This is a genomic window from Lichenibacterium dinghuense, from assembly GCF_021730615.1.
Classification (GTDB): Bacteria; Pseudomonadota; Alphaproteobacteria; order Rhizobiales; family Beijerinckiaceae; genus Lichenihabitans; species Lichenihabitans dinghuensis.
Genome location: NZ_JAJLMN010000001.1, coordinates 306,405 through 326,901, shown reverse-complemented (window position 1 = coordinate 326,901; position 20,497 = coordinate 306,405). Strand labels below are relative to the sequence as shown.

General features: G+C 70.8%; 16 protein-coding genes. 8 read left to right on the top strand and 8 right to left on the bottom strand.

Annotated features, from left to right (window positions below; genetic code table 11):
- Positions 1 to 14: 14 nt before the first annotated feature.
- Positions 15 to 1,175, bottom strand: a complete 1,161-nt coding sequence (locus tag L7N97_RS01530) for an efflux RND transporter periplasmic adaptor subunit (RefSeq protein WP_237476624.1) — start codon at positions 1,173 to 1,175, stop codon at positions 15 to 17.
- 287 nt (positions 1,176 to 1,462) lie between these two features.
- On the opposite strand from L7N97_RS01530, the gene L7N97_RS01525 reads away from it, so the two are divergent.
- Positions 1,463 to 2,617, top strand: a complete 1,155-nt coding sequence (locus tag L7N97_RS01525) for a lipase family protein (protein WP_237476623.1) — start codon at positions 1,463 to 1,465, stop codon at positions 2,615 to 2,617.
- Positions 2,618 to 2,654: 37 nt separating this feature from the next.
- On the opposite strand, the gene L7N97_RS01520 is transcribed toward L7N97_RS01525, so the two are convergent.
- Positions 2,655 to 4,148 (bottom strand): CYTH and CHAD domain-containing protein, encoded by a 1,494-nt coding sequence (locus L7N97_RS01520; protein WP_237476622.1) that lies wholly within the window; start codon positions 4,146 to 4,148, stop codon positions 2,655 to 2,657.
- A gap of 30 nt (positions 4,149 to 4,178) precedes the next feature.
- A complete protein-coding gene (locus L7N97_RS01515) occupies positions 4,179 to 4,721 on the bottom strand; it encodes an inorganic diphosphatase (RefSeq protein WP_237476621.1) in 543 nt (180 codons plus the stop codon).
- A 168-nt stretch (positions 4,722 to 4,889) separates the two neighbouring features.
- Here L7N97_RS01515 and L7N97_RS01510 point away from each other — a divergent pair, with 168 nt between their 5' ends.
- From L7N97_RS01510 to hemA, 4 genes are all read left to right on the top strand, one after another.
- Positions 4,890 to 6,938 carry a M3 family metallopeptidase gene (locus L7N97_RS01510; RefSeq protein WP_237476620.1) on the top strand — a complete coding sequence of 683 codons (2,049 nt, stop codon included), beginning with the start codon at positions 4,890 to 4,892 and terminating at the stop codon, positions 6,936 to 6,938.
- A 7-nt stretch (positions 6,939 to 6,945) separates the two neighbouring features.
- Complete coding sequence (locus L7N97_RS01505; protein ID WP_237476619.1) at positions 6,946 to 8,040, top strand: ATP-dependent DNA helicase; 1,095 nt, start codon at positions 6,946 to 6,948, stop codon at positions 8,038 to 8,040.
- A 262-nt stretch (positions 8,041 to 8,302) separates the two neighbouring features.
- Complete coding sequence (locus L7N97_RS01500; RefSeq protein WP_237476618.1) at positions 8,303 to 9,094, top strand: hypothetical protein; 792 nt, start codon at positions 8,303 to 8,305, stop codon at positions 9,092 to 9,094.
- Positions 9,095 to 9,406: 312 nt separating this feature from the next.
- Positions 9,407 to 10,642 carry a 5-aminolevulinate synthase gene (gene hemA, locus L7N97_RS01495; protein ID WP_237476617.1) on the top strand — a complete coding sequence of 412 codons (1,236 nt, stop codon included), beginning with the start codon at positions 9,407 to 9,409 and terminating at the stop codon, positions 10,640 to 10,642.
- 30 nt (positions 10,643 to 10,672) lie between these two features.
- On the opposite strand, the gene L7N97_RS01490 is transcribed toward hemA, so the two are convergent.
- Positions 10,673 to 11,887, bottom strand: a complete 1,215-nt coding sequence (locus tag L7N97_RS01490; RefSeq protein WP_237476616.1) for a pyridoxal phosphate-dependent aminotransferase — start codon at positions 11,885 to 11,887, stop codon at positions 10,673 to 10,675.
- A 67-nt stretch (positions 11,888 to 11,954) separates the two neighbouring features.
- A complete protein-coding gene (locus L7N97_RS01485) occupies positions 11,955 to 13,595 on the bottom strand; it encodes a hypothetical protein (protein WP_237476615.1) in 1,641 nt (546 codons plus the stop codon).
- A 243-nt stretch (positions 13,596 to 13,838) separates the two neighbouring features.
- Between L7N97_RS01485 and L7N97_RS01480 the strand changes: the two genes are divergently transcribed.
- Positions 13,839 to 14,588: a hypothetical protein gene (locus tag L7N97_RS01480; protein WP_237476614.1), complete on the top strand. Its 750-nt coding sequence runs from the start codon at positions 13,839 to 13,841 to the stop codon at positions 14,586 to 14,588.
- Here the strand turns inward: L7N97_RS01480 and L7N97_RS01475 are convergent.
- Positions 14,569 to 15,603 carry a LacI family DNA-binding transcriptional regulator gene (locus L7N97_RS01475; protein ID WP_237476613.1) on the bottom strand — a complete coding sequence of 345 codons (1,035 nt, stop codon included), beginning with the start codon at positions 15,601 to 15,603 and terminating at the stop codon, positions 14,569 to 14,571. The genes L7N97_RS01480 and L7N97_RS01475 overlap by 20 nt on opposite strands.
- Positions 15,604 to 15,784: 181 nt before the next feature.
- Between L7N97_RS01475 and chvE the strand changes: the two genes are divergently transcribed.
- Together chvE and ychF are read left to right on the top strand one after the other, a co-directional pair.
- Complete coding sequence (chvE, locus tag L7N97_RS01470) at positions 15,785 to 16,861, top strand: multiple monosaccharide ABC transporter substrate-binding protein (RefSeq protein ID WP_237476612.1); 1,077 nt, start codon at positions 15,785 to 15,787, stop codon at positions 16,859 to 16,861.
- Positions 16,862 to 16,962: 101 nt separating this feature from the next.
- Positions 16,963 to 18,060: a redox-regulated ATPase YchF gene (gene ychF / locus L7N97_RS01465; protein WP_237476611.1), complete on the top strand. Its 1,098-nt coding sequence runs from the start codon at positions 16,963 to 16,965 to the stop codon at positions 18,058 to 18,060.
- 197 nt (positions 18,061 to 18,257) lie between these two features.
- Here ychF and L7N97_RS01460 read toward each other — a convergent pair whose 3' ends face one another.
- A complete protein-coding gene (locus L7N97_RS01460) occupies positions 18,258 to 19,154 on the bottom strand; it encodes a cytochrome c1 (protein WP_237476610.1) in 897 nt (298 codons plus the stop codon).
- 29 nt (positions 19,155 to 19,183) lie between these two features.
- Positions 19,184 to 20,470: a cytochrome b gene (locus tag L7N97_RS01455; protein ID WP_237476609.1), complete on the bottom strand. Its 1,287-nt coding sequence runs from the start codon at positions 20,468 to 20,470 to the stop codon at positions 19,184 to 19,186.
- Positions 20,471 to 20,497: the final 27 nt, after the last annotated feature.

Here is a 20,497-nt window from a genome sequence, read left to right as displayed (position 1 = left end):
CTAGACCATCGCCGTCACTGCACGGCCTTCTGAGCCGCGTCGGTGGCGTTCGGCGGCGGCGGGCCGGGGTTGACGGGCTGGCCGACCCGCACCCGCTGCAGCCCGTCGACCACGATGGTCTGCCCTTCCTTGAGGCCGGACAGCACGGCCACCTGCGGCGGCTCGGTCTGGCCGAGCTGCACGTTCTGGCGCACCGCCTTGTTGTCGTCGCCCACCACGTAGACGTAGGAGCCCTGCTGGTCGGTCAGCACGGCCGCCTGGGGGATCGCCAGGAGGTCGACCGGCTGGGCGCCTTCGAGCAGCACGGTGACGAACTCTCCGTCGAACAGCTCGCGCACGGGGGTGTCGACGCCCTTCTGCGGGATGATCGGGTTGGAGATCGTGCCGCGCAGCGTGATGGTGTCGGTGCTGGTCGCCACCGTGTTGTTGACGAAGTTGAGCTTGCCGGTCTGCCCGTAGGTGCGGCCGTCCGGCAGCAGGATGCGGATCTTCACGGCGTCGAAGCCGCCGAGCGGCACGTAGCGGTCGCGCAGCTCCAGCACCGAGCGCACCGACACGGGGAACACGACGTACATCGGGTCCTGCCCCACGACGGTGGCGAGGGTGCCGCTCGACGGCGACACGACGTTGCCGGCCGTGACATTGGTCTGCCCGATCTTGCCGTCGATGGGCGAGGCGATCGTGGTGTAGCCGAGGTTGATCTGTGCGGTCTTGAGCTGGGCCTGCGCGGTGAGGAGCTGGCCCTGCACGTTGCCCTGGTTGGCCTTGGCGGAGTCGACGGTGGACTGCAGACCGGCCGGCGTGTTGATCAGCGTGTTGGCGCGCTGGAGCGTGACGTTGGCGTTGGCGAGCTGCGCCTGGAACTGCTCCACCGCGCCCTGGTCGGCCTGCACCGCGGCCTGGAACGGGGGCTGCTCCAGCTTGTAGAGCAGCTGGCCCGCCTTGACCTCCTGGCCCTCCTTGAAGTCGTAGCTGTCGAGGAATGCGGTGACGCGCGCCACGATGTCGACCCGCTGCGTCGCCTGAATGCGGCCGATGAAGCGGTTGGTCTCCGTGACGGGGTGCTTGGTCACCTTCAGGACGCCGACGGCCGGCGGCCCGCCGGGGGGCGCCTGCGCGGCCGCCGGGGCCGCGGCTGCGACGAGGAGTGCCAAAGCCAGACCGAAACGCCGCATCGCCGCCTCATGCCGCCCCGCCGGTGGCCGACGAGGCCTTCGCGGTCGGAACAGAACTCTTCGGTTAGGATCCTAGTCGGACCTTGAGGCGGGCACAAGGCTGCCGCGACCCCGTCGCCCCCGGCCGTCTCCGGCCGCCGGGTCGCGGCTGCCGACGTGCCGGGGCTGGCCCTCGGCGCCGTTTCGGTTCGCTGATATCCCTATCATGCGTTGCTTGTTACGAGTTTCGCGGCGATGATGCTCGACGAGGTGCCCATTTCGCGCCAGCCGGGGACGGAAATCGCGCCATGCCGCTCGACATCGTACGATCAGTCGTCTTCATGGCCTTCGCCGCGGCCGGCGTGTCGGGCTTGAGCGGTCGAAACGACCAGCTGACTGCGGAGTTGAAATCCTACCTCGGTTCGGAGGACGGCGCCGATCGAGGCTTCTTCCCGCGTTTCAACAGCGATCCCGATCATCAGCTCATCGGAGGAGACTGGTCCGTCGTCTGGGGGCCGGTCGCCGTCGTCCCGCCCGGCGAGGATGGGCCGGACTACGTCGCCAACGCCATGTACGTCGCCTACAGTCCGTCGCAGAACACCTATGTCCTGGCCGTGGCGGGCACCGCGCACCACAGTTTCTTCGACTGGGCGGTCGAGGACGCTGACGTCACCTGGCTGAACACGGTCCGCTGGTCGAAGTGGGTCCCCGGGGCGCCCCATGATGCCCTGATCTCCGGGGGAACCGACGACGGCCTCGGCAACCTCCTCGACAGGGAGGCTCCGTGCAGGGGCCGCCCGGACAAGGTCACGGTGAGGACATTCTTGAAGGGTGTGCACCCGGTCGGCAGGCTGATCGTCACGGGGCACAGCCTCGGCGGCGCGCTCTCGCCCGCCATGGCGTTGATGTTCCACGACGAACTGAGGGAGAGCGGCTGGTCAGACATCCGCGTTCTGCCGCTCGCGGGCCCCACGCCGGGCGATCGCGGCTTCGCCGAGATCTTCATGAAAACGTTCCATCCCGAATGGGAGACGACGACGCCGGACTTCTACTGGAACTGTGATATCCAGAACGTGCATGATCTCGTGCCGCGGGCCTGGGACAGGTTGCGGACCGTCCTGCAGCCCTCGCATGCGGTGACGGACGCGGAGACAGCCGGGCGCCATCCGTCCATCTGGGGCGACATGACCGGGGAGGTCGCCCTCGGTCTCCGGGCCTTCGTCGACCTCCTGAGCGCCCTGGCCGTGGGCGTCAGCTACACGCCGCTCAACCCCATGCGGTTCGACGACACGTTCGGCCACTTCGAGAAGGGCACGAACCGTTGGATAAGCTGGTCCACGCCTCCGGACGGCTTTCCCATCGGTTCGATGGACGAGCTGTCCAAGCTGATCCTCGCGTCGCATTACGATCAGTACATCAGGCATTTCGGCCTGATCCCCCTGGCCGGAACGGCGGTCGGCTGAACGGGCCGGGCCGCCGCATCGAGGGTCGGCGCCCCTCTCACCCCCAGAACGGGTCGGCGTGGCGGAACTTGCGCCAGCGGCGCCGCAGGTCGCGCTCGCCGCCGCGGCGGCGCTTGTCGTTCCAGGCGAGCAGGGCCGTCGCAGGGTCCGCCAGCGCCGCATCGTCGGCCGGCGCGAGGTCGCCGACGCGCTCTTCCGTGACGGCGGCGTCGTTGAGGTGGCCGAGGTCCTGCAGCACCTTCTTGATCGTCGCCACGTAGCGGTGGACGGCCCCACGACCGTAGAGCGACGCCACGTCCTCGCAGGCGTAGCGCAGCTTCTTCAGGCTCTTGCGCAGGGCGTGCCGGTCCTCGACGTCGAGGGACCTGAGGTGCCGCCCGCGTTTGAGAGCCTTGCGCTCCAGGCGATCGAGCAGGCCGGGCAGCAGGTCGAGCAGGCGCGCGTCGCCGTCGGCGTCGCGCTTCAGCCAGCCCGCGTCGGCGGTCCAGGCCGACAGGCCGAGCAGCAGCGCCGTCGGCACCGGACCCTCGACGGCGGCCGTCACGGCCGCGTGCGCCTCCGCGCGGCGCCGCTCCGCCGCGCCGCGCAGGATCCCCGCCGCATCGCCTCCGAGTTCGACCTCGGCCGCGGCGAGGGTTTCGGTGAGGAACACGTCCCAATCGCGCCCCCCGCCGAGCACGCGGCCGAGGTCGCGCAGCTCGCCGTTGAACGTGGCGGTGGCGGCGGGGTCGATGTGGGGCGCGAAGAGCACGAACAGCGTGCGCAGTTTGCGGATGGCGGCGCGCAGGCGGTGCACGCCCTCGACGTCGCCGCGCGCCGCCGGCGACAGGTCGGCGGCGAAGTCCCGCGCCGAGGCCGCCACGAGGGCCGGAAAGGCGTCGCGCAGCGCGACGTCGGCCGGCAGGGCGATGTCGGCCGCGCCGCGATGGGGCGGCAGGTCGTCGGTGAGGAGCGCGTAGCCGCGCTCGCTCTTGCTGTCGGGGCCGATGCGCAGCGCGGCGTCGCGGGCGAGCTCGGCGGCGAGGCGCAGCAGCGGGCCGGCCGGGCCGCCCTTGAGCTCCAGCTCGACCTCGCTCAGCGCGTGCGACCGCGCCCCGGCCCGCACCTCGCCGGCGTCGATCGACGCCTCGACCGTGGTCTTGCCGTCGAGGGTGAGGATGCGCGTGTCGCGCTGGACGTCGGTGGTGAAGACCGGCGTCACGCGGGCAAGATCGTCGCCGACGAGGTCGCGGGCCTCGGGCTCGCGCTCCACCGCGGCGGGGTCGAGCGCGTCGGACGCGACCGGCCATTCCCACTCGCCGCGCGAGGCGAAGCTGCCGTCCCCCTGCGCACTCTTCACCGTCTGCACGAAGTTGTCTCCGGCCCGGCGCACGCGCAGCGCGACGCCCCGCGCCCACAGGGCGAGGTCCGGCGTGTCGTAGTAGGTCGACACGTTGTGGACGCGGCGGGCGGGCGCTGCGGCGAACAGGGGATGGGCTTCCACGGCCGCGCGGGAGGCGGGGGGCAGCAGAAGCTTGATCTCGGTTTCCATGACGGTCCTGTTAGTCGCCTGGGCGCGAAGCTAGCCTTCCTTCGCGGCCCTCGCCATCCCGTCCTCCAGCAATTCGTGGGCGCGGCCGACGCCGCCGCGCTCCCCGATGTCGATCTCGCGCCCCTGCAGTTCGACGTAGTGGCGGAAGAACGCCTCGATCTCGTCGAGCAAGTGGGGGCGGAGGTCGTCCAGCGTCTCGATGTGGCCGGATGTATGGGACTGGGCCGCCACAGCAAGGATGCGGTCGTTGCTGATCCAGCGGCCGTCCTCCTTCTGCCGCACTCCGACGACGCCGATGAGGCGGGCCGAGATCACGCAGCCCACGGGCGTCGGCGCGTCGAGGAACACCAGCACGTCGAGCGGATCGCCGTCCTCGCCGACCGTGGACGGGATGAAGCCGAAGTCGAAGGGGAAGACCACGCCTTCGGGCAGCACCGCGTTGAGCCGGAAGGCGCCGACCTCGTGGTCGTAGCCGTATTTGTTGGGGCTGCCCTTGGGCGTCTCGATCACGACGGTGACGCGGTCCCGGTCGCGGGCGGGCAGGTCGGCGAGGGTGCGGGGCGAGCGATGCATGACGGTTCCGTGACGGTGGCACGGCAACGCGGGCCATCGCGCCGAGGTTCGGCCGGGCGCCGCCGAGCCGGCCGATGCGGCGCTTGAGCGGCCCGCCCCGAACCCTTATCCAGGGAGGAACAATCCGTGATCGCGCGGCCCCGCGGGCGCGCCGGGACCGAGGATCGCATGTCCGGAAACCCCTTCTTCGAGACCTGGGACACCCCCTTCGAGGCTCCGCCCTTCGCCTCGATCGCGCCCGAGCATTTCCGCCCGGCCTTCGACCGCGCCATCGAGGAGCACGAGGCCGAGATCGAGGCCATCAAGGCCGACCCCGCGGAGCCCGGCTTCGACGACACGATCGCGGCCCTGGAGCGCGCCGGGCGCGCGATGTCGCGCATCGGCGGGGTGTTCTGGAACCTCGCGGGCGCCGACACCAACGACGAGATCCAGGGGATCGAGCGGGAGATGTCGCCGGTGCTGGCGCGCCACTGGCAGAAGGTCGGCCTCGACCCCGACCTCTTCGCCCGCGTCGCGGCCGTCCACGCCAGGCGCGACGCGCTCGACCTCACGGCGGAGCAGCGCCGCGTGCTCGACCTCACCTACGACGGCTTCGTGCGCGGGGGTGCGGAGCTCGGCGACGCGGATCGCAAGCGCCTCGCCGAGATCGCCGAGCGCCTGGCCGGGCTCGGCACGCGCTTCGGCCAGAACGTCCTCCACGACGAGAAGGCGTTCACGCTGGTGCTGGAGGGCGAGGACGACCTCGCCGGCCTGCCGCCGGCCCTGCGCGACGCCGCCGCCCAGGCGGCGGCCGAGCGCGGCCTGCCGGGCAAGCACGTCGTCACGCTCGGCCGCTCGCTGATCGAGCCGTTCCTGCGCTTCTCGGCGCGGCGCGACCTGCGCGAGGCGGCATTCCGCGCCTTCGCGACGCGCGGCGAGCACGAGGGCGAGCACGACAACCGCCCCGTGGTGGCCGAGATGGCGCAGCTGCGCGCCGAGCGCGCCGCGCTGCTCGGCTTTCCGACCTACGCCCACCTCAAGCTCGACGACACGATGGCCAAGACCCCGGAGGCGGTGCGCGGCCTGCTCGACCGCGTGTGGGAGCGCGCCCGCGCCAAGGCGGCGAAGGACGAGGAGAAGCTCGGCGAGGTCGTGCGCGAGGAGGGGCACAACTTCGCGCTGGCGCCGCACGACTGGCGCCACTACGCCGAGAAGGTCAGGCGGCGCGACTACGACCTCGACGAGAGCGAGATCAAGGGCTACCTCGCGCTGGAGAACATCGCCGCCGCCGCCTTCGACACGGCGACAAAGCTGTTCGGCCTCACCTTCACGCCGCGGCCCGACGTCCCGGTCTACCACCCCGACGTGCGCGCCTTCGAGGTCAAGGACCGGGACGGCGCGCCCGTGGCGCTGTTCCTCGCGGACTATTTCGCGCGGCCGTCGAAGCGCTCCGGCGCCTGGATGAGCGGCTTCCGCGGGCAGAACAACCTCGACGGGCTGCGCCAGCGCCCGATCGTGGTCAACGTCATGAACTTCGCCAAGGGCGGGGAAGGCGAGCCGACGCTGCTGTCGATGGACGACGCCCGCACGCTGTTCCACGAGTTCGGCCACGCGCTGCACGGCATGCTGAGCGACGTCACCTATCCGTCGATCGCCGGCACGGGCGTGTCGCGCGACTTCGTGGAGTTCCCGTCCCAGCTCTACGAGCACTGGATGACGCGCCCCGAGGTGCTCAAGCGCTTCGCCCTCCACCACGAGACCGGCGAGCCCATGCCGGACGCCCTCTACGAGCGGCTCCAGGCGGCGCGCAACTTCTCACAGGGCTTCGGCACCGTGGAATATTGCGCCTCCGCCATCGTCGACATGGCGTTCCACACGCTGACGCCGGAGGAGGCGCGGAGCGGCGTCGACCCCGAGCGGATCGAGCGGGACACGCTGGCCGCGATCGGCATGCCGGACGCCATCGTGATGCGCCACCGGACGCCGCATTTCGCGCACGTCTTCGCGGGCGACAGCTATTCGGCCGGCTACTATTCCTACCTGTGGTCGGAGATGCTGGACGCGGACGGATTCGGCGCCTTCGAGGAGAACGGGGTGTTCGACCCCGCCACGGCGGAGCGCTTGCGCGCCAACGTGCTCGCGGCCGGCAACACCCGCCCGCCCGAGGAGGCCTACCTCGCCTTCCGCGGCCGGGTGCCGAGCGTCGACACGCTGCTCGAGCGGCGCGGGCTGAACTGAGGATCACATGGCCTGGTCACCCCAGCAGGACGCGGCGCTCAAAGCCGTGTCGGCCTGGCTGAAGGCGGGGGACCAACCGGTCTTCCGCCTGTTCGGCTACGCCGGCACGGGCAAGACCACGCTGGCCAAGCAGATCGCCGAGGACGCACCGGGCGAGGTCGCCTTCGGGGCCTACACGGGCAAGGCCGCCCTGGTGCTGAAGTCGAAAGGCTGCCGCGGCGCTTCCACCATCCACTCGATGATCTACCGCACGCAGGGCGACGAGGAGGAGGAATCGCCCTCCTTCGTCATCAACAAGAAGGCGGCCGCCAACGACGCCGACCTCATCATCATCGACGAATGCTCGATGGTGGACGAGGAGCTCGGGCGCGACCTCCTGTCCTTCAACAAGCCCGTGCTGGTGCTGGGCGACACGGCGCAGCTGCCGCCCGTGAAGGGCGGCGGCTTCTTCACGGACGCCGAACCCGACGTGATGCTGACGGAGGTGCACCGGCAGGCCGCCGACAACCCGATCATCCGCATGTCCATGACGGTGCGGGAAGGCGGCCGGCTCCAGCTCGGCAACTATGGGAACAGCCGGGTGATCCGCCGCTCGGAGATCGAGGCGCCGCGCGTGATGCAGTCCGACCAGGTGCTGGTCGGCATCAACAAGACGCGGCGCGCCTACAACGGCCGCATGCGGACGCTGTTGGGCCATTCCGGCGACAAGCCGGAGATCGGCGAGAAGCTCGTGTGCCTGCGCAACGACAAGAAGAAGGGCCTGCTCAACGGCGGCACCTGGGTCGTCACCGCCGTCCACGCGGACCGCGGCGCCAAGTTCTCCTTCAGCGTGCGGCCCGAGGAGGAAGGCAAGCGCAAGCCCGTGCGGGTCGGCGTGCTGCCGGCCTTCTTCGAGGGCCGCGACGAGGAGGTCCCCTATGCGCAGAAGCGCGAGTCGGACCAGTTCGACTTCGGCTACGCGCTGACGGTCCACAAGGCGCAGGGGTCGCAGTGGGACGACGTGGTCCTGTTCGACGAAAGCTTCGCCTTTCGCGAGCACAGCGCCCGCTGGCTCTACACGGGCCTGACCCGCGCGGCCGAGACCGTCACGGTCGTGGTGTGAAGCGGCGACGGGCGCGGGGGAGGGCGCCGCACACCGGGCGTCACCTGCGCGGGGCTGCCCGGAAAGCGGCCGAAAAGACACAACTTTCCGCTTGATTCACCGCATCGCGACGAGGCCCGAGCTGTGCCTTGACCATTGACAGATTGTGTCCGAAGGATGAACCCGCCGTTCTGAAAGGGCTTCAGCTTCTGATGGCGCGTTTCTGTCCATCCCGCGGCGATAAGGATGTCGATCGACCGAGCCGACGAGCGCAGCGTACCGTGTGGCGAAGATCGAGAGCATCGAAGACGGCGAATTTCGGGCGCTCGCCCCCATCCGTGCAACCAAAAGCTTGGCCGCACGTTTTCGGGACAAGCGAGCGCGCGGCTCCGCCGTCCGACCGGGCGAGGGGCAGGCGGACGATGAGCGCGAAGCACTGAGAACAAGCACCAACGGATCAGGAGAGATCTTCATGACGTCCTTCATCACCAAGGCTGCGCTGGCCCCGGTGGCCGCTTCCTTCGCCCTCATGCTGGCGGCCAGCGCCCCGGCTTCGGCCCAGTCGACGCTGACCAACGGCCCGGATGGCATGCAGCCCAACACGCTGCGCAGCAACGGCCACACCCCCCTGCGCTACCACAACGTCCTGAACCGCCGTCCGCTGACGGTCCGCCGCGCCGGCGCCCCAGTCGTGGCCGCCGCCGCTGCGGCTCCGGTCGCCGCCGCCGGCGTCGTCGCCAATCCGGTCACGGGCGTCCTCGGCGTCGGCCAGACGGTCGTCGGCCTGCCCTTCCAGGTCCTCGGCGGCATCTTCCCGGCCGGCGGCGCGCCGACCAAGGGCGGCGTGACCAACGTCCGCTACGTCGGCACCGGCGCCAAGCAGGCCGAGATCGACGAGGGCTGGACGCAGCCGGTCCCCGTGGATCGCTCGGGCCCGATCTACGTCGTCGAGAACGGCGATCCCACCATCTCGCCGATCACCTTCATCGGTCAGCCCATCCGCGCCATCGGCACCGTGGCCCAGACCCCGTTCCGCGTCATCGGCGCTCCGTTCGGCGGCACCCCCGTGTTCTGATAGACTCAGGTGTCCGGCGGCGCAGGCCGCCGGGTCCCCCGCAGGTTCGAAATGCCGGCTCCTCACGGAGTCGGCATTTTGCGTTTCTCGGCCGGATGCCGACGGTCGGCATCGTTCCTGGTGCGTGTGTCAAGCCAGCTTGACACATCGTTCGGGGGCGGGGATGCTTCAAATGGCAGGAGGGCTCCCCATATGAGGGATCGCTCAGCCGCGCTGCGGTCGACCGGCGACGCTCCAGAGGGCGACCCGGCCGGGGTCGAACCAACGGGCCGCGCCGAAGGCGACGCGACCCGACCAGGACGAGGGTTTGCGATGCACTACCGCCAGTTCTTCGACGACGCGCTGACGCGTTTGCGGGACGAGCGGCGATATCGCGTCTTCGCACACCTCGAACGCGATGCCGAGCGCTTCCCCCGCGCGGTCTGGCATCATGACGGCGGCACGGCCGACGTGGTCGTGTGGTGCTCCAACGACTACCTGGGCATGGGCCGCCACCCTGCGGTGATCGGCGCCATGCGGGCCGCGGCGGAACGCTACGGGGCGGGCGCCGGCGGCACCCGCAACATCTCCGGCACCAGCCACCCCGTCGTCGGCCTCGAAGCCGAGCTGGCCGACCTGCACGGCAAGCCGGCCGCCCTGGCCTTCACCTCCGGCTGGATCTCGAACCTCGCCGGCATCTCCACCATCGCGGGCCTGCTGCCCGACGCCCTGATCCTGTCCGACGCCTGTAACCACAATTCCATGATCGAGGGCATCCGGCGTTCGGGCTGCGAGAAGCAGGTGTTCCGCCACAACGACGTCGCGCACCTGGAAGAGCTGCTGCGCGCCGCCGGACCTGGCCGCGCCAAGCTGATCGTCTTCGAGAGCCTGTATTCGATGGACGGCGACATCGCCCCCATCGGCCGCATCACCGAACTGGCGCGGCGCTACAATGCGATGACCTACTGCGACGAGGTCCACGCGGTCGGCCTCTACGGCCCGCGCGGCGCCGGCATCGCCGAGCGCGACGGCGTGATGACCGAGGTGGACGTGCTGGAGGGCACGCTCGCGAAGGGCTTCGGCACGCTCGGCGGCTACATCGCGGGCGACGCCGCCGTGATCGACGCCGTGCGGTCCTACGCGCCGTCCTTCATCTTCACGACCGCGCTGCCCCCGGCCGTCGCGGCCGCCGCCACAGCGGCGGTGCGCCACCTCAAGGTCTCGGGCGACGAGCGCGCGCGGCATCAGGCGCGCGTGGCCGAGACCAAGGGCGCGCTTCTCGCCGCCGGCATCCCCGTGATGGAGAACCACTCGCACATCGTGCCGGTCTTCGTCGGTGACGCGGAGCTGTGCAAGGCGGCCAGCGACCGACTGCTCGACGAGCACCGCATCTACATCCAGCCGATCAACTATCCGACGGTGGCGCGCGGCACGGAGCGGCTGCGCATCACGCCGACGCCCTTCCACGGCCGCGCCGAGATCGCCGCGCTGACGGAGGCCCTGCGCGAGGTTTGGGACACCCTCGGCCTGCCGAGCGCGTCGCGTTACCAGGCCATCGCGGCGGAGTGAACGGCCCGGGGCCCCGCCCCGGCCCCGGATCTACCGCGCGAGCCAGGCCGTGATCCGCCGCGCCACCTCGTCCACGTCCGCGGTCCGTCGGGCGTAGCACAGGCGCACGAAGCCCTGGCCGACCGCGCCGAAGGCCGAGCCCGGCGCGACGCCGATGCCCGCCTCGTCGACGAGCCTCAGCGCCAGGGCGCGGCTGTCGGAGACGCCGTCGAAGCCGCAGAACAGGTAGAAGGCGCCGTCGGGCAGGGCGCAGCGGAGCCGGCCCGTGCCGCGCAGGGCCGCGGCCAGGAGGTCGCGGTTGGTGCGTGCGCGGTCAACCTGGGCGCGGATCAGCCCCTCGCCGCCCCGGATGGCAACCGCGGCGGCCCGCTGCGTCGCTACCGGCACGCCGGAGGTGGAATACTGGACGAGGTTCTCGATCGCCGGCCCGAGCTCCGGCGGCGCTTCGAGCCAGCCGATGCGCCAGCCCGTCATGGCCCAGTTCTTCGAGAAGGTCTGCACGAAGAGCACGCGGTCGTCCGCGCGCATCACGTCGTGGAACGAGGGCGCGCGCGGGGCGTCGCCGTGGAAGAAGCGGCCGTAGATCTCGTCGGCGATGATCCACAGCCCGTGCGCCCGCGCGAAGCCGAGCAGTTCTTCGAGCTCCTCCCGCGTCGCCACCCAACCCGTGGGGTTCGAGGGGGAGTTGACGACCAGCACGCGGGTGCGCGGCGTGAGCGCGCGCTCCAGATCCTCGACGGCGATGCGCCAGCGCCCATGGTCCGCCTCGCCTTCGAGGCGCATCGGGCATTCGACCGGCGCGGCGCCCGCGGCCACCAGCGCACCGGCGAAGTTCGGCCACGCGGGGGTCGGCACCAGCACCTCGTCGCCCGTGCCGGCCGTGATCCGCACCGCGATCTGCAGCGCGTGCATCCCGCCCACCGTGGCGAAGAAGCGCTCCGGCCCGAAGCGCCCGCCCGGGAAGGGGCGGCCGTAGTGCTCCGCCATGTAGTCCGCGATGGCCGAGCGCAGTTCCGGGATGCCGGCCTGGTAGGTATAGAAGGTTTCGCCGGCGGCCAGCGACGCCGCGGCGGCGTCGCAGATGAAGGCGGGGGTCGGCAGGTCGCCCTCGCCGACCCAGAGCGGGATCAGGCCCTGCCGGTTCCGCCCGTAGTCGAACACCTCGACGATGCCGCTGAGCGGCAGGGCCCTCACTTCGGGCCGGACGTGGTCGAGGAGGGCGGGTGCGGCAGCGTCGTGGGTCATGGTCGGGCTCGGGGCAGATCGATGCCCCGTGAAGCACGCCCTCCGCTCAAAGGCGAGCGCGTTCTCCTCAGAACGGGTAGTAGCGGATCGAGGTCAAGACCTCCGCCTCGTCGGCATGGGGGGCACCGCCCTGCACGGACGAGAAGGCCTGGCGCTGGGTGAAGGAGGCCTGCAGGCCGCCGCGGAGCTGGCCGAAGGGGCCGCTGTAGATCGTGTCCCACAGGCCGCCCGTGACCTGGCGGACGGTGCGGTTGTTGGCTGTGCAGGTCGCCGTCGAGCCCTCGATGTTGCAGCCCGCGTTGGAGTTGAGCGGGTTGCCGTAGCCGTAGTTCACGCCGCCGACGGTGCCGAGCGCGCTGCGGTCGTCCTGCTCCAGGCCGGCATAGGCGTAGAAGTCGAGCGTAGGGGTGGCGTGGAAGGTCGCGCCCGCGAGCAGCATGAACTCGGCGAGCGGCTCGGCCCGGCCCGTCGAGCTCACGGTGATGTCGGGGAGCTGCGCCGTGCCGTAGCGGCCGAGGCCCTCGCCGATCGCGCCCGACAGCTGGAGGTCGAGCACCTTGGGGACGGCGCCCACCACGACGCTGCCGCCGCCGCCGCCGCCGATCACGTCGCGGTTCTGGCCCCCGTAGCGGCTGTAGAAGTCGCGCCCGATCCCGAAGGCTTCCACGTGCACGTCGTGACCGTCGATCGTCGGATCGTAGGCGACCTTGGCGACGAGGTCCGGCGCGTGATTGAGCGACAGCGAGTTCAGCGAGTTGAACAGGCCACCGCCCGTGGCGGCCTGGTTGTAGGTGAAGCTGGACGGCAGGGTGCCGTTCTCGGTCGTCTGCGGGTTCTCGGCCGAGACGCCGACCGACAGGATGGGGCTGATGTCCTCGACGAGGCGCACCTGCGGCTGGCGCGACCACACGAAGCCCGGCACGTATTGCGCGTCGATGGTGAGCGGGATGTCCTCCTTGCGGACCTGCAGGCCCTTGGTGAACATCGTCGCGAGCGACCAGGTCTGGCCCGCGAGGAAGTGCAGACCGTAGTCCGAGCGGTCCGCGGTGGCGTAGAGGTGGCGGATGCGCAGGTTGTAGCTGTTGCTCTCGTTGGAGTTGGCCGTCTGCGCCGCGCCGAGGAAATCGAACTCGCCGTAGGCCGACAGGTGCGTGAACGGGTCCGGGTTGCCCTCCACGAGGCCGGAGATGCGGCTCTGCCGCGCCGAGAAGCGGAACTCGCCGAGCCGGCCCGCGCGGTTCTGCCGGAACGGGATGGCGCCGAAGGGCGTGTCGACGTCCGCCGCGAGGTTGTGCTGGCGCGACACCGTTTCGAGTGCCACGAACCCGCCCGGCGTGAAGGTGAGGCCCTTGTAGCAGAGCGACTTCTCCGGGCAGGCCACGAACTGCGGCAGCGGCCCGTCGCCGTAGACCTGGTCGCCCACGGCCCGCGCCGCCGGGTGGGCCGCGTTGACCGGCGTTCCCTGCACCACCTGCTTGCGCGTGGCGGCCGGCCCGGGCCCGGCGGCGGCGGGGGCCGCCTCGGCGCGGTCCCGCGCGTGGTCGCGCCTTTCCTGCGCGGCGACCTTCGCCTCGAGTCGCCTCAGCTGCGCCTTCAGCAACGCGATCTCGGCCGAGGTGGAAGCGTCGGCGCGAACCTGGCCGGCGCCGAGCGCCAGCAGCAGGCAGGACAGCGAGGCGGTCGACAGGAGACGGGGGCGGCTTCGCATGGGACGCATCCTGCAGGTGGCAGCGGCGCGGCGAAGGTTGCAGGGCTTCTGTGACGGCCGCACGAAACCGGCCCGCCGCCGCCCGGGAGGGTCGAGATGCGGCGCCGGCTGAAGCTTTTCCGCCACAGCTCCGCCGCAGGCCTGGACGGTCCGTCCCGTCCCCGCGCGGCGGATCCTTGAGCGGAGCTGGCCGGCCGGCCGAACCCGCCTTGCGCGCGGCCGCACGGTGTCGCACCACACGGCATGGCGACGCGGACGGGACCTGGGGCGGCATGGCGCGAGGCGCGGAACGCGCAGGCGCGGGCGCGCCTCGACAAGGCGCTGCCGCCCGTGTTCCCGGCCGCCGTGCTGGTCCACGCCCGGGCCCGGCCGCTGGTGCCGCCGCTGCCCCGCCTCGCGGTGGAAAGCTATTGGCGCCATCACCCCGTCCGCGCCGACCGGCTCGCCCGCGCCCTGGCGGCGCTGAGCCCCGTGCCGGACGGCTGGTCCTGGCGGCTCGCCGCCGAACCCGACGACGGGCGGGCGCGCTCCTTCCGCGCGCCGCCCGCGCCGTTCCGCGAGGCCGCGCACCGGGCCGAGCCCGGCATCTGCTGCCTGTGCGGCCAGCCGGTCTACCGCTTCGGCTGGCACCGCGACCTGTGGGGGCAGGGGCTCAACCGCCGCGCCCGCTGGCACGGCTGCTGCGTCGCGGCGTGGAAGCTGTGGAACGCCCCGGCCGACCAGGCCAAGCTGCTCGGGCGGCTCCAGAAGCGGCGGTGCCCCGCGACGGGCGGCCGGTTGCCGAGGGCCCGCGAGGTCGACCACCGCGTACCGCTCCACGTCGTCTGGCGCACGAAGCGCGAGGAGCCCTGGGCGGGGCTGCTGCGTTACTGGGGATTCCCGAACCTGCAGGCCATCGCGGCCGAGGCCCACCGGGCCAAGACGGGCGCGGAAGCGACCGCGCGGGCCCGCGCCGCGGCCGCGGGGGCGGGCGTCACGGCAGATTGTCCCTGAGATAGATGGCGATCCGCACGGGGTCCGGGCGGAAGCCGTGCTGCCCGTCGGCCAGGGCCCGGAGCGTTTCCACGGCCCGCCGCACCTCGCCAGCGGGGTCCTGGTCGATGCAGGCGTCGAAGGTGCCGGCCAGCAGGGCGTCGCGCATGACGGGCGTCAACTCGTGGCCGACCGCGACGACGTCGGCGGCCCGCCCGGCCTCCGCCAGGGCCGCGACGATGCCGCGGTTGCCGGCCCCCATGCTGTAAAGGCCGACGAGGTCCGGCCAGGACCGCAGCGCCTCGGCGGTGAGGGGCCCCGCCACCGCGCCGTCGTCCAGGCCCTCGGCGACGGGCAGCAGCGACAGGTGCGGGAAGTCCCGCTCTATCGCCTGCGCGAAGCCGAGCCGGCGCTCCGCGTGGTCGCGCAGCGTCATGCGCCCCGCCATGGTCAGCACGCGCCCGCGCCGCCCGCCGGTGAAGCGGCCGAGCAGGGCGGCGGCCACGCGCCCGGCCGCGGCATTGTCCGGCCCGATGAAGCAGGCGCGCGCCGACGAGGGCGCGTCCGACACCATCGTGACCACAGCCGTGCCGTCGGCGGCCAGCCGCGCGACCGCGTCGCGGACCTCCGGCGCGTCGACCGCCACGGCGGCGACGCCGTCGGCCTCGCCCCGGCAGCGCTCCAGGGTCCTCGCGAGGTCGGCCGGGTCGAAGGCCGCATAGTCGTCGAGCAGCACGGCGGTGCGCCGGTCGCGCCCGCGCTGGGCCACGGCGCCGATCTCGCGGCGCACGGCCTCCATGAAGCTGTTGCGCGGCAGGCGCGGCACGAGGAAATGGAAGCGAAGGCGCCGGCCGCGGGCGAGGTCGGCCGCCGCGGCGTCGCGGCGGAAGCCGAGCCGCTCCACGGCGTCCCGCACGGCGCGGGCCGTCGCGTCCCGGACGCCGGGCCGGCCGTTCAGCACGCGGTCCACCGTGGCGAGGCTCACCCCCGCGGCGGCGGCCACGTCCCCCGCCGTCGCCGGCCGCCCGTCGTCCATGGTCCCCCGCCCCTTTCGATGTTCGCTCATCATAACCTGAGCAGAGGCGAATTGACGACCCTGCCGCATGCCCCACGGCTCGCCTTGCGGTACGTACCTCACGCTGCTACGCTGCCGGGAGGCGGACAGCACCGGCGCGACGACGCCGGGCACCGCCCGACGACAGCGGGAGGTGACGCGCATGATCACACGCAGGAATTTCGGGGTCCTCGCGCTCGGCGGCACCGCCGCCTCGGCGATGGGCCTGCGGGCGGCGTCGGCGGCCGACAAGGGCCTGATCGGCGTCTCGATGCCGGAGAAGACCACCCAGCGGTGGATCGACGACGGCAACAACATGGCCAAGCAGCTCGGCGCCAAGGGCTACAGCGTCGACCTGCAATATGCCGACGACGACATCCCGAACCAGCTCGCCCAGATCGAGAACATGGTCACCAAGGGCGCCAAGGTGCTGGTGATCGCCGCCATCGACGGCACCACGCTGACCGACGTGCTGCAGAAGGCCCACGACGCCGGCATCAAGGTCATCGCCTACGACCGCCTGATCCGCAACTCGCCCAACGTCGACTATTACGCGACCTTCGACAACTTCAAGGTCGGCGTGCTGCAGGGCACCAGCATCGTCGACGCGCTCGGCCTGAAGGACGGCAAGGGAACGTTCAACATCGAGCTGTTCGGCGGCTCCCCCGACGACAACAACGCCTACTTCTTCTACGACGGGGCCATGTCGGCGCTCGGCCCCTACATCGACAGCAAGAAGCTCGTCGTGCAGAGCGGCCAGACCGGCATGAAGGTGGTCGCGACCCCGAAGTGGGACGCCGCGACGGCGCAGTCCCGCATGGACAACCTCCTGTCCGCCTACTACACGGGCAAGACGCTCAACGCCGTGCTGGCGCCCAACGACAACATCGCGGTCGGCGTCATCTCCTCGCTGAAGGGCGTCGGCTACGGCTCGGGTTCGATGAAGCTGCCGGTCGTCACCGGCCAGGACTGTCAGATCCAGTCGGTCAAGTCGATCCTCGCCGGCGAGCAGTATTCCTCGATCTACAAGGACACGCGCGATCTCGCCAAGGTCGTGGTCGGCATGGTCGACGCGCTGCTCACCGGCTCGCAGCCGCAGATCAACGACGCCAAGACCTACGACAACGGCAAGAAGGTGGTGCCGACCTACCTTCTCAACCCCGTCCTCGTCACCAAGGCCAACGTGAAGTCGGTGCTGGTCGACGGCGGCTACTACACCGCGGCCCAGCTCGGGATGTGAGCCCGCCGGCCGGCCGCGCCGAGGGGGTGTAGACCGCGACCCGGCCGCCGTGGTTCAACGGCGGCCGACACGCGCAGCGCCATCGAAAGGCCGAAAGCACCATGGGTTTCAAATGCGGCATCGTCGGCCTGCCGAACGTCGGCAAGTCGACGCTTTTCAACGCCCTCACCCAGACGGCGGCCGCGCAGGCCGCCAACTACCCGTTCTGCACCATCGAGCCCAACGTCGGCGACGTGGCGGTGCCGGACCCGCGGCTCGACGCGCTGGCCGGGATAGCCGCGTCGAAGGAGATCATCCCGACGCGGCTCACCTTCGTCGACATCGCGGGCCTCGTGCGCGGCGCGTCCAAGGGCGAGGGCCTCGGCAACCAGTTCCTGGCCAACATCCGCGAATGCGACGCCGTCGCTCACGTGGTGCGCTGCTTCGTCGACAACGACGTGACCCACGTCGAGAACCGGCTCTCGCCCATCGACGACATCGAGATCATCGAGACCGAGCTCATGCTGTCCGACCTCGACAGCCTGGAGAAGCGCGTCGTCGCCATGGAGAAGAAGGCCAAGGGCGGCGACAAGGAAGCCAAGGAGACGCTCGACCTCGTGAACCGCTGCCTCGCCCTGCTGCGCGACGGCAAGCCGGCGCGCATGGTCGAGGTGAAGCCGGAGGAGCGCAAGCTCTTCGCCGGGCTCGGCCTGCTGTCGTCCAAGCCCGTGCTCTACGTGTGCAATGTCGAGGAGGAGTCGGCGGACGCCGGCAACGCGCTCTCGGCCGAGGTCGCGGCGCGTGCCAAGGCCGAGGGCGCCGAGAGCGTCGTCGTGTCGGCCAAGATCGAGAGCGAGATCGCGGTGCTGCCCGCGGCCGAACAGAAGGACTACCTCGACGCCATCGGCCTCGCCGAGCCGGGGCTCAACCGCGCCATCCGGGCCGGCTACGCGCTGCTCCACCTCGTGACCTACTTCACCGTGGGCCCGAAGGAGACGCGCGCCTGGACCATCACGGCCGGCACGCGCGCGCCGGGCGCCGCGGGGGTGATCCACTCCGACTTCGAGAAGGGCTTCATCCGCGCCGAGACGATCGCCTACGACGATTACGTGGCCAACAAGGGCGAGGCCGGCGCGCGCGAGGCCGGCAAGTTCCGCCTGGAGGGCAAGGACTACGTCGTGGCGGACGGCGACGTGCTGCACTTCCGCTTCAACAACTGAGAGCGCCCCTTCTCCCCCCGCGGGAGAAGGCGTCATGGCGAAGCCATGACGGATGAGGGGGCGTGGCACGGCGCCCGACGACGGACGCTTCGGAGCGGAGGGGGCGGAGCAGGTCCCCTCAGTCGACCTCGCTCCGCGAGGCCGTCCTTCGTCGAGCTCAGGGCGGGCTCTTCTCCCGCGAAGGGAGAAGGCGGGTGCTACACCCGCGGCTTCGGGTCCATCAGCGGCATCGAACCCGCGCCCGCCGTGCCGCTCGCGTCCTTCACGCCGGCCCAGATGCGGTGCTTCAGCACGAACAGCAGCCCCGCGAAGACGGCCAGGAAGATCACCGCCTTGAAGCCCGTCTGCTTGCGCTGGTCGAGCTTCGGCTCGGCCATCCATTGGAGGTAGGCGGCGATGTCCTTCGAATATTGCGCGACCGTCTTCGGCGACCCGTCCGTGTAGTCGACGAGCCCGTCGCTGAGCGGCGGCGGCATCGAGATGGCGTGGCCCGGGAAATACTCGTTGTAGTATTTCCCGTCGGGCAGCTTGAACCCGGCCGGCGGGTCGTCCTTGTAGCCGTTCAGAAGGGCGTGGATGTAGTCCGGCCCCTCGTTCTGGTACTGGCTGAAGGGCTCGAGCAGGAACCACAGCCCGCCGCGCTCGAAGGAGCGCGCCTTGGCCAGCGTCGACATGTCGGGCGGGTAGGCGCCGCCGTTGGCGGCCCGCGCCGCCTGTTCGTTGGCGAAGGGCGACGGGAACGGGTCCGACGGGCGGCCGGGCCGCTCGTACATGTTGCCCGAATCGTCAGGCCCGTCCTGGACCTTGAAGGTGGCGGCCAGCGCCTTGACCTGGCTGTCCGAGAACTCCGGCCCGCCCGGCTCCGCGAGGTTGCGGAACGACATGAACTTGGCCGCGTGGCAGTTCGAGCAGACCTGGCGGTACACTTGGTAGCCGCGCTGGAGCTGCGCCGTGTCGTAGGTGCCGAAGGGGCCCGAGAACGCCCAGTGCTCCATGGGGGGCAGGGGGTTCTCGGCCTCCTGTGCGGAGGCCGCGCCGAGCGTGCCGAGGGCGAGGCCCGCGGCGACCAGAAGGGATTTGGCGAGGGTCGTCATCTGTTGAGTGATCCGCTTCTCGCCAGGGGTCAGCCGTCGACCGACGGGGAGGCCGCGGTGCGGGCCGCCGCGAAGGAGCCCGATCCGCCCGCCACGCGCGGGCCCAGCACCGCCTCGGTGATGGAGGCCGGGAGCTGCCGCGGCGTCTCGAAGAAGCCCATCAGCGGGGTGATGACCAGCAGGTGCAGGAAGTACCAGAGCGTCGCCACCTGCGACACGAGCACGATGGCGCCCTGCGGCTCCTGCGACCCGCAATAGCCGAGCACGAAGACGTCGGCGAAGAAGATGAACAGGAACACCCGGTAGATCGGCCGGAAGTTGGACGAGCGGATGCGCGACGTGTCGAGCCAGGGCATGAAGGCCAGCAGCAGGATCGACCCGAACAGGGCGCAGACGCCGCCGAGCTTGGACGGCACGGCCCGCAGCATGGCGTAGTAGGGCAGGAAGTACCATTCGGGGACGATGTGGGCCGGCGTCACCAGCGGGTTCGCCTCGATGTAGTTGTCCGAGTGGCCGAGGTAGTTTGGGATGAAGAACACGAAATAGGCGAAGAACACCAGGAAGCAGGACAGCGCCAGCCCGTCCTTCACGGTGAAGTAGGGATGGAAGGGCAGGGTGTCCTTCTTTGACTTGACCTCGACGCCGACCGGGTTGTTGGAACCCGGCACGTGCAGCGCCCAGATGTGCAGCACCACCACGCCGGCGATCATGAAGGGCATGAGGTAGTGGAGCGAGAAGAACCGGTTCAGCGTGGCGTTGCCGACCGAGTAGCCGCCCCACAGCCACACGGTGATCGAGTCGCCGACGACCGGGATGGCGGAGAACAGCGAGGTGATGACCTTGGCGCCCCAGAAGCTCATCTGCCCCCAGGGCAGCACGTAGCCCATGAAGGCCGTCGCCATCATCAGGAGGAAGATGATGAGGCCCAGGATCCACAGCACCTCGCGCGGCGCCTTGTAGGAGCCGTAGTACATGCCCCGCGCGATGTGGATGTAGACCGCGATGAAGAACATCGAAGCGCCGTTGGCGTGGATGTAGCGCAGCATCCAGCCGTAGTTCACGTCGCGCATGATGTGCTCGACGGAGGCGAAGGCGAGCGTGGCTTCGGGCGTATAATGCATGGCCAGCACGACGCCGGTCACGATCTGGCACACCAGCATGAAGGCGAGGATGCCGCCGAAGGTCCAGAAATAGTTCAGGTTGCGCGGGTTCGGAAACACCACGAAGGACGAATGGACGAGCCCCACGATGGGCAGCCGGCTTTCGAACCAGCGCAGCACCGGGTTCTTGGGGACGTAGGTCGAGGCTCCACTCATGGCTGGCTCTCTCGAAAAGGACCGCGG

Bases quoted from the DNA above. Each gene is read 5' to 3' on its own strand.
- L7N97_RS01530 (WP_237476624.1), bottom strand. From the start codon at position 1,175: ATGCGGCGTTTCGGTCTGGCTTTGGCACTCCTCGTCGCAGCCGCGGCC.
- L7N97_RS01525 (WP_237476623.1), top strand. From the start codon at position 1,463: ATGCCGCTCGACATCGTACGATCAGTCGTCTTCATGGCCTTCGCCGCG.
- L7N97_RS01520 (WP_237476622.1), bottom strand. From the start codon at position 4,148: ATGGAAACCGAGATCAAGCTTCTGCTGCCCCCCGCCTCCCGCGCGGCC.
- L7N97_RS01515 (WP_237476621.1), bottom strand. From the start codon at position 4,721: ATGCATCGCTCGCCCCGCACCCTCGCCGACCTGCCCGCCCGCGACCGG.
- L7N97_RS01510 (WP_237476620.1), top strand. From the start codon at position 4,890: ATGTCCGGAAACCCCTTCTTCGAGACCTGGGACACCCCCTTCGAGGCT.
- L7N97_RS01505 (WP_237476619.1), top strand. From the start codon at position 6,946: ATGGCCTGGTCACCCCAGCAGGACGCGGCGCTCAAAGCCGTGTCGGCC.
- hemA (WP_237476617.1), top strand. From the start codon at position 9,407: ATGCACTACCGCCAGTTCTTCGACGACGCGCTGACGCGTTTGCGGGAC.
- L7N97_RS01490 (WP_237476616.1), bottom strand. From the start codon at position 11,887: ATGACCCACGACGCTGCCGCACCCGCCCTCCTCGACCACGTCCGGCCC.
- L7N97_RS01485 (WP_237476615.1), bottom strand. From the start codon at position 13,595: ATGCGAAGCCGCCCCCGTCTCCTGTCGACCGCCTCGCTGTCCTGCCTG.
- L7N97_RS01480 (WP_237476614.1), top strand. From the start codon at position 13,839: ATGGCGACGCGGACGGGACCTGGGGCGGCATGGCGCGAGGCGCGGAAC.
- L7N97_RS01475 (WP_237476613.1), bottom strand. From the start codon at position 15,603: ATGGACGACGGGCGGCCGGCGACGGCGGGGGACGTGGCCGCCGCCGCG.
- chvE (WP_237476612.1), top strand. From the start codon at position 15,785: ATGATCACACGCAGGAATTTCGGGGTCCTCGCGCTCGGCGGCACCGCC.
- ychF (WP_237476611.1), top strand. From the start codon at position 16,963: ATGGGTTTCAAATGCGGCATCGTCGGCCTGCCGAACGTCGGCAAGTCG.
- L7N97_RS01460 (WP_237476610.1), bottom strand. From the start codon at position 19,154: ATGACGACCCTCGCCAAATCCCTTCTGGTCGCCGCGGGCCTCGCCCTC.
- L7N97_RS01455 (WP_237476609.1), bottom strand. From the start codon at position 20,470: ATGAGTGGAGCCTCGACCTACGTCCCCAAGAACCCGGTGCTGCGCTGG.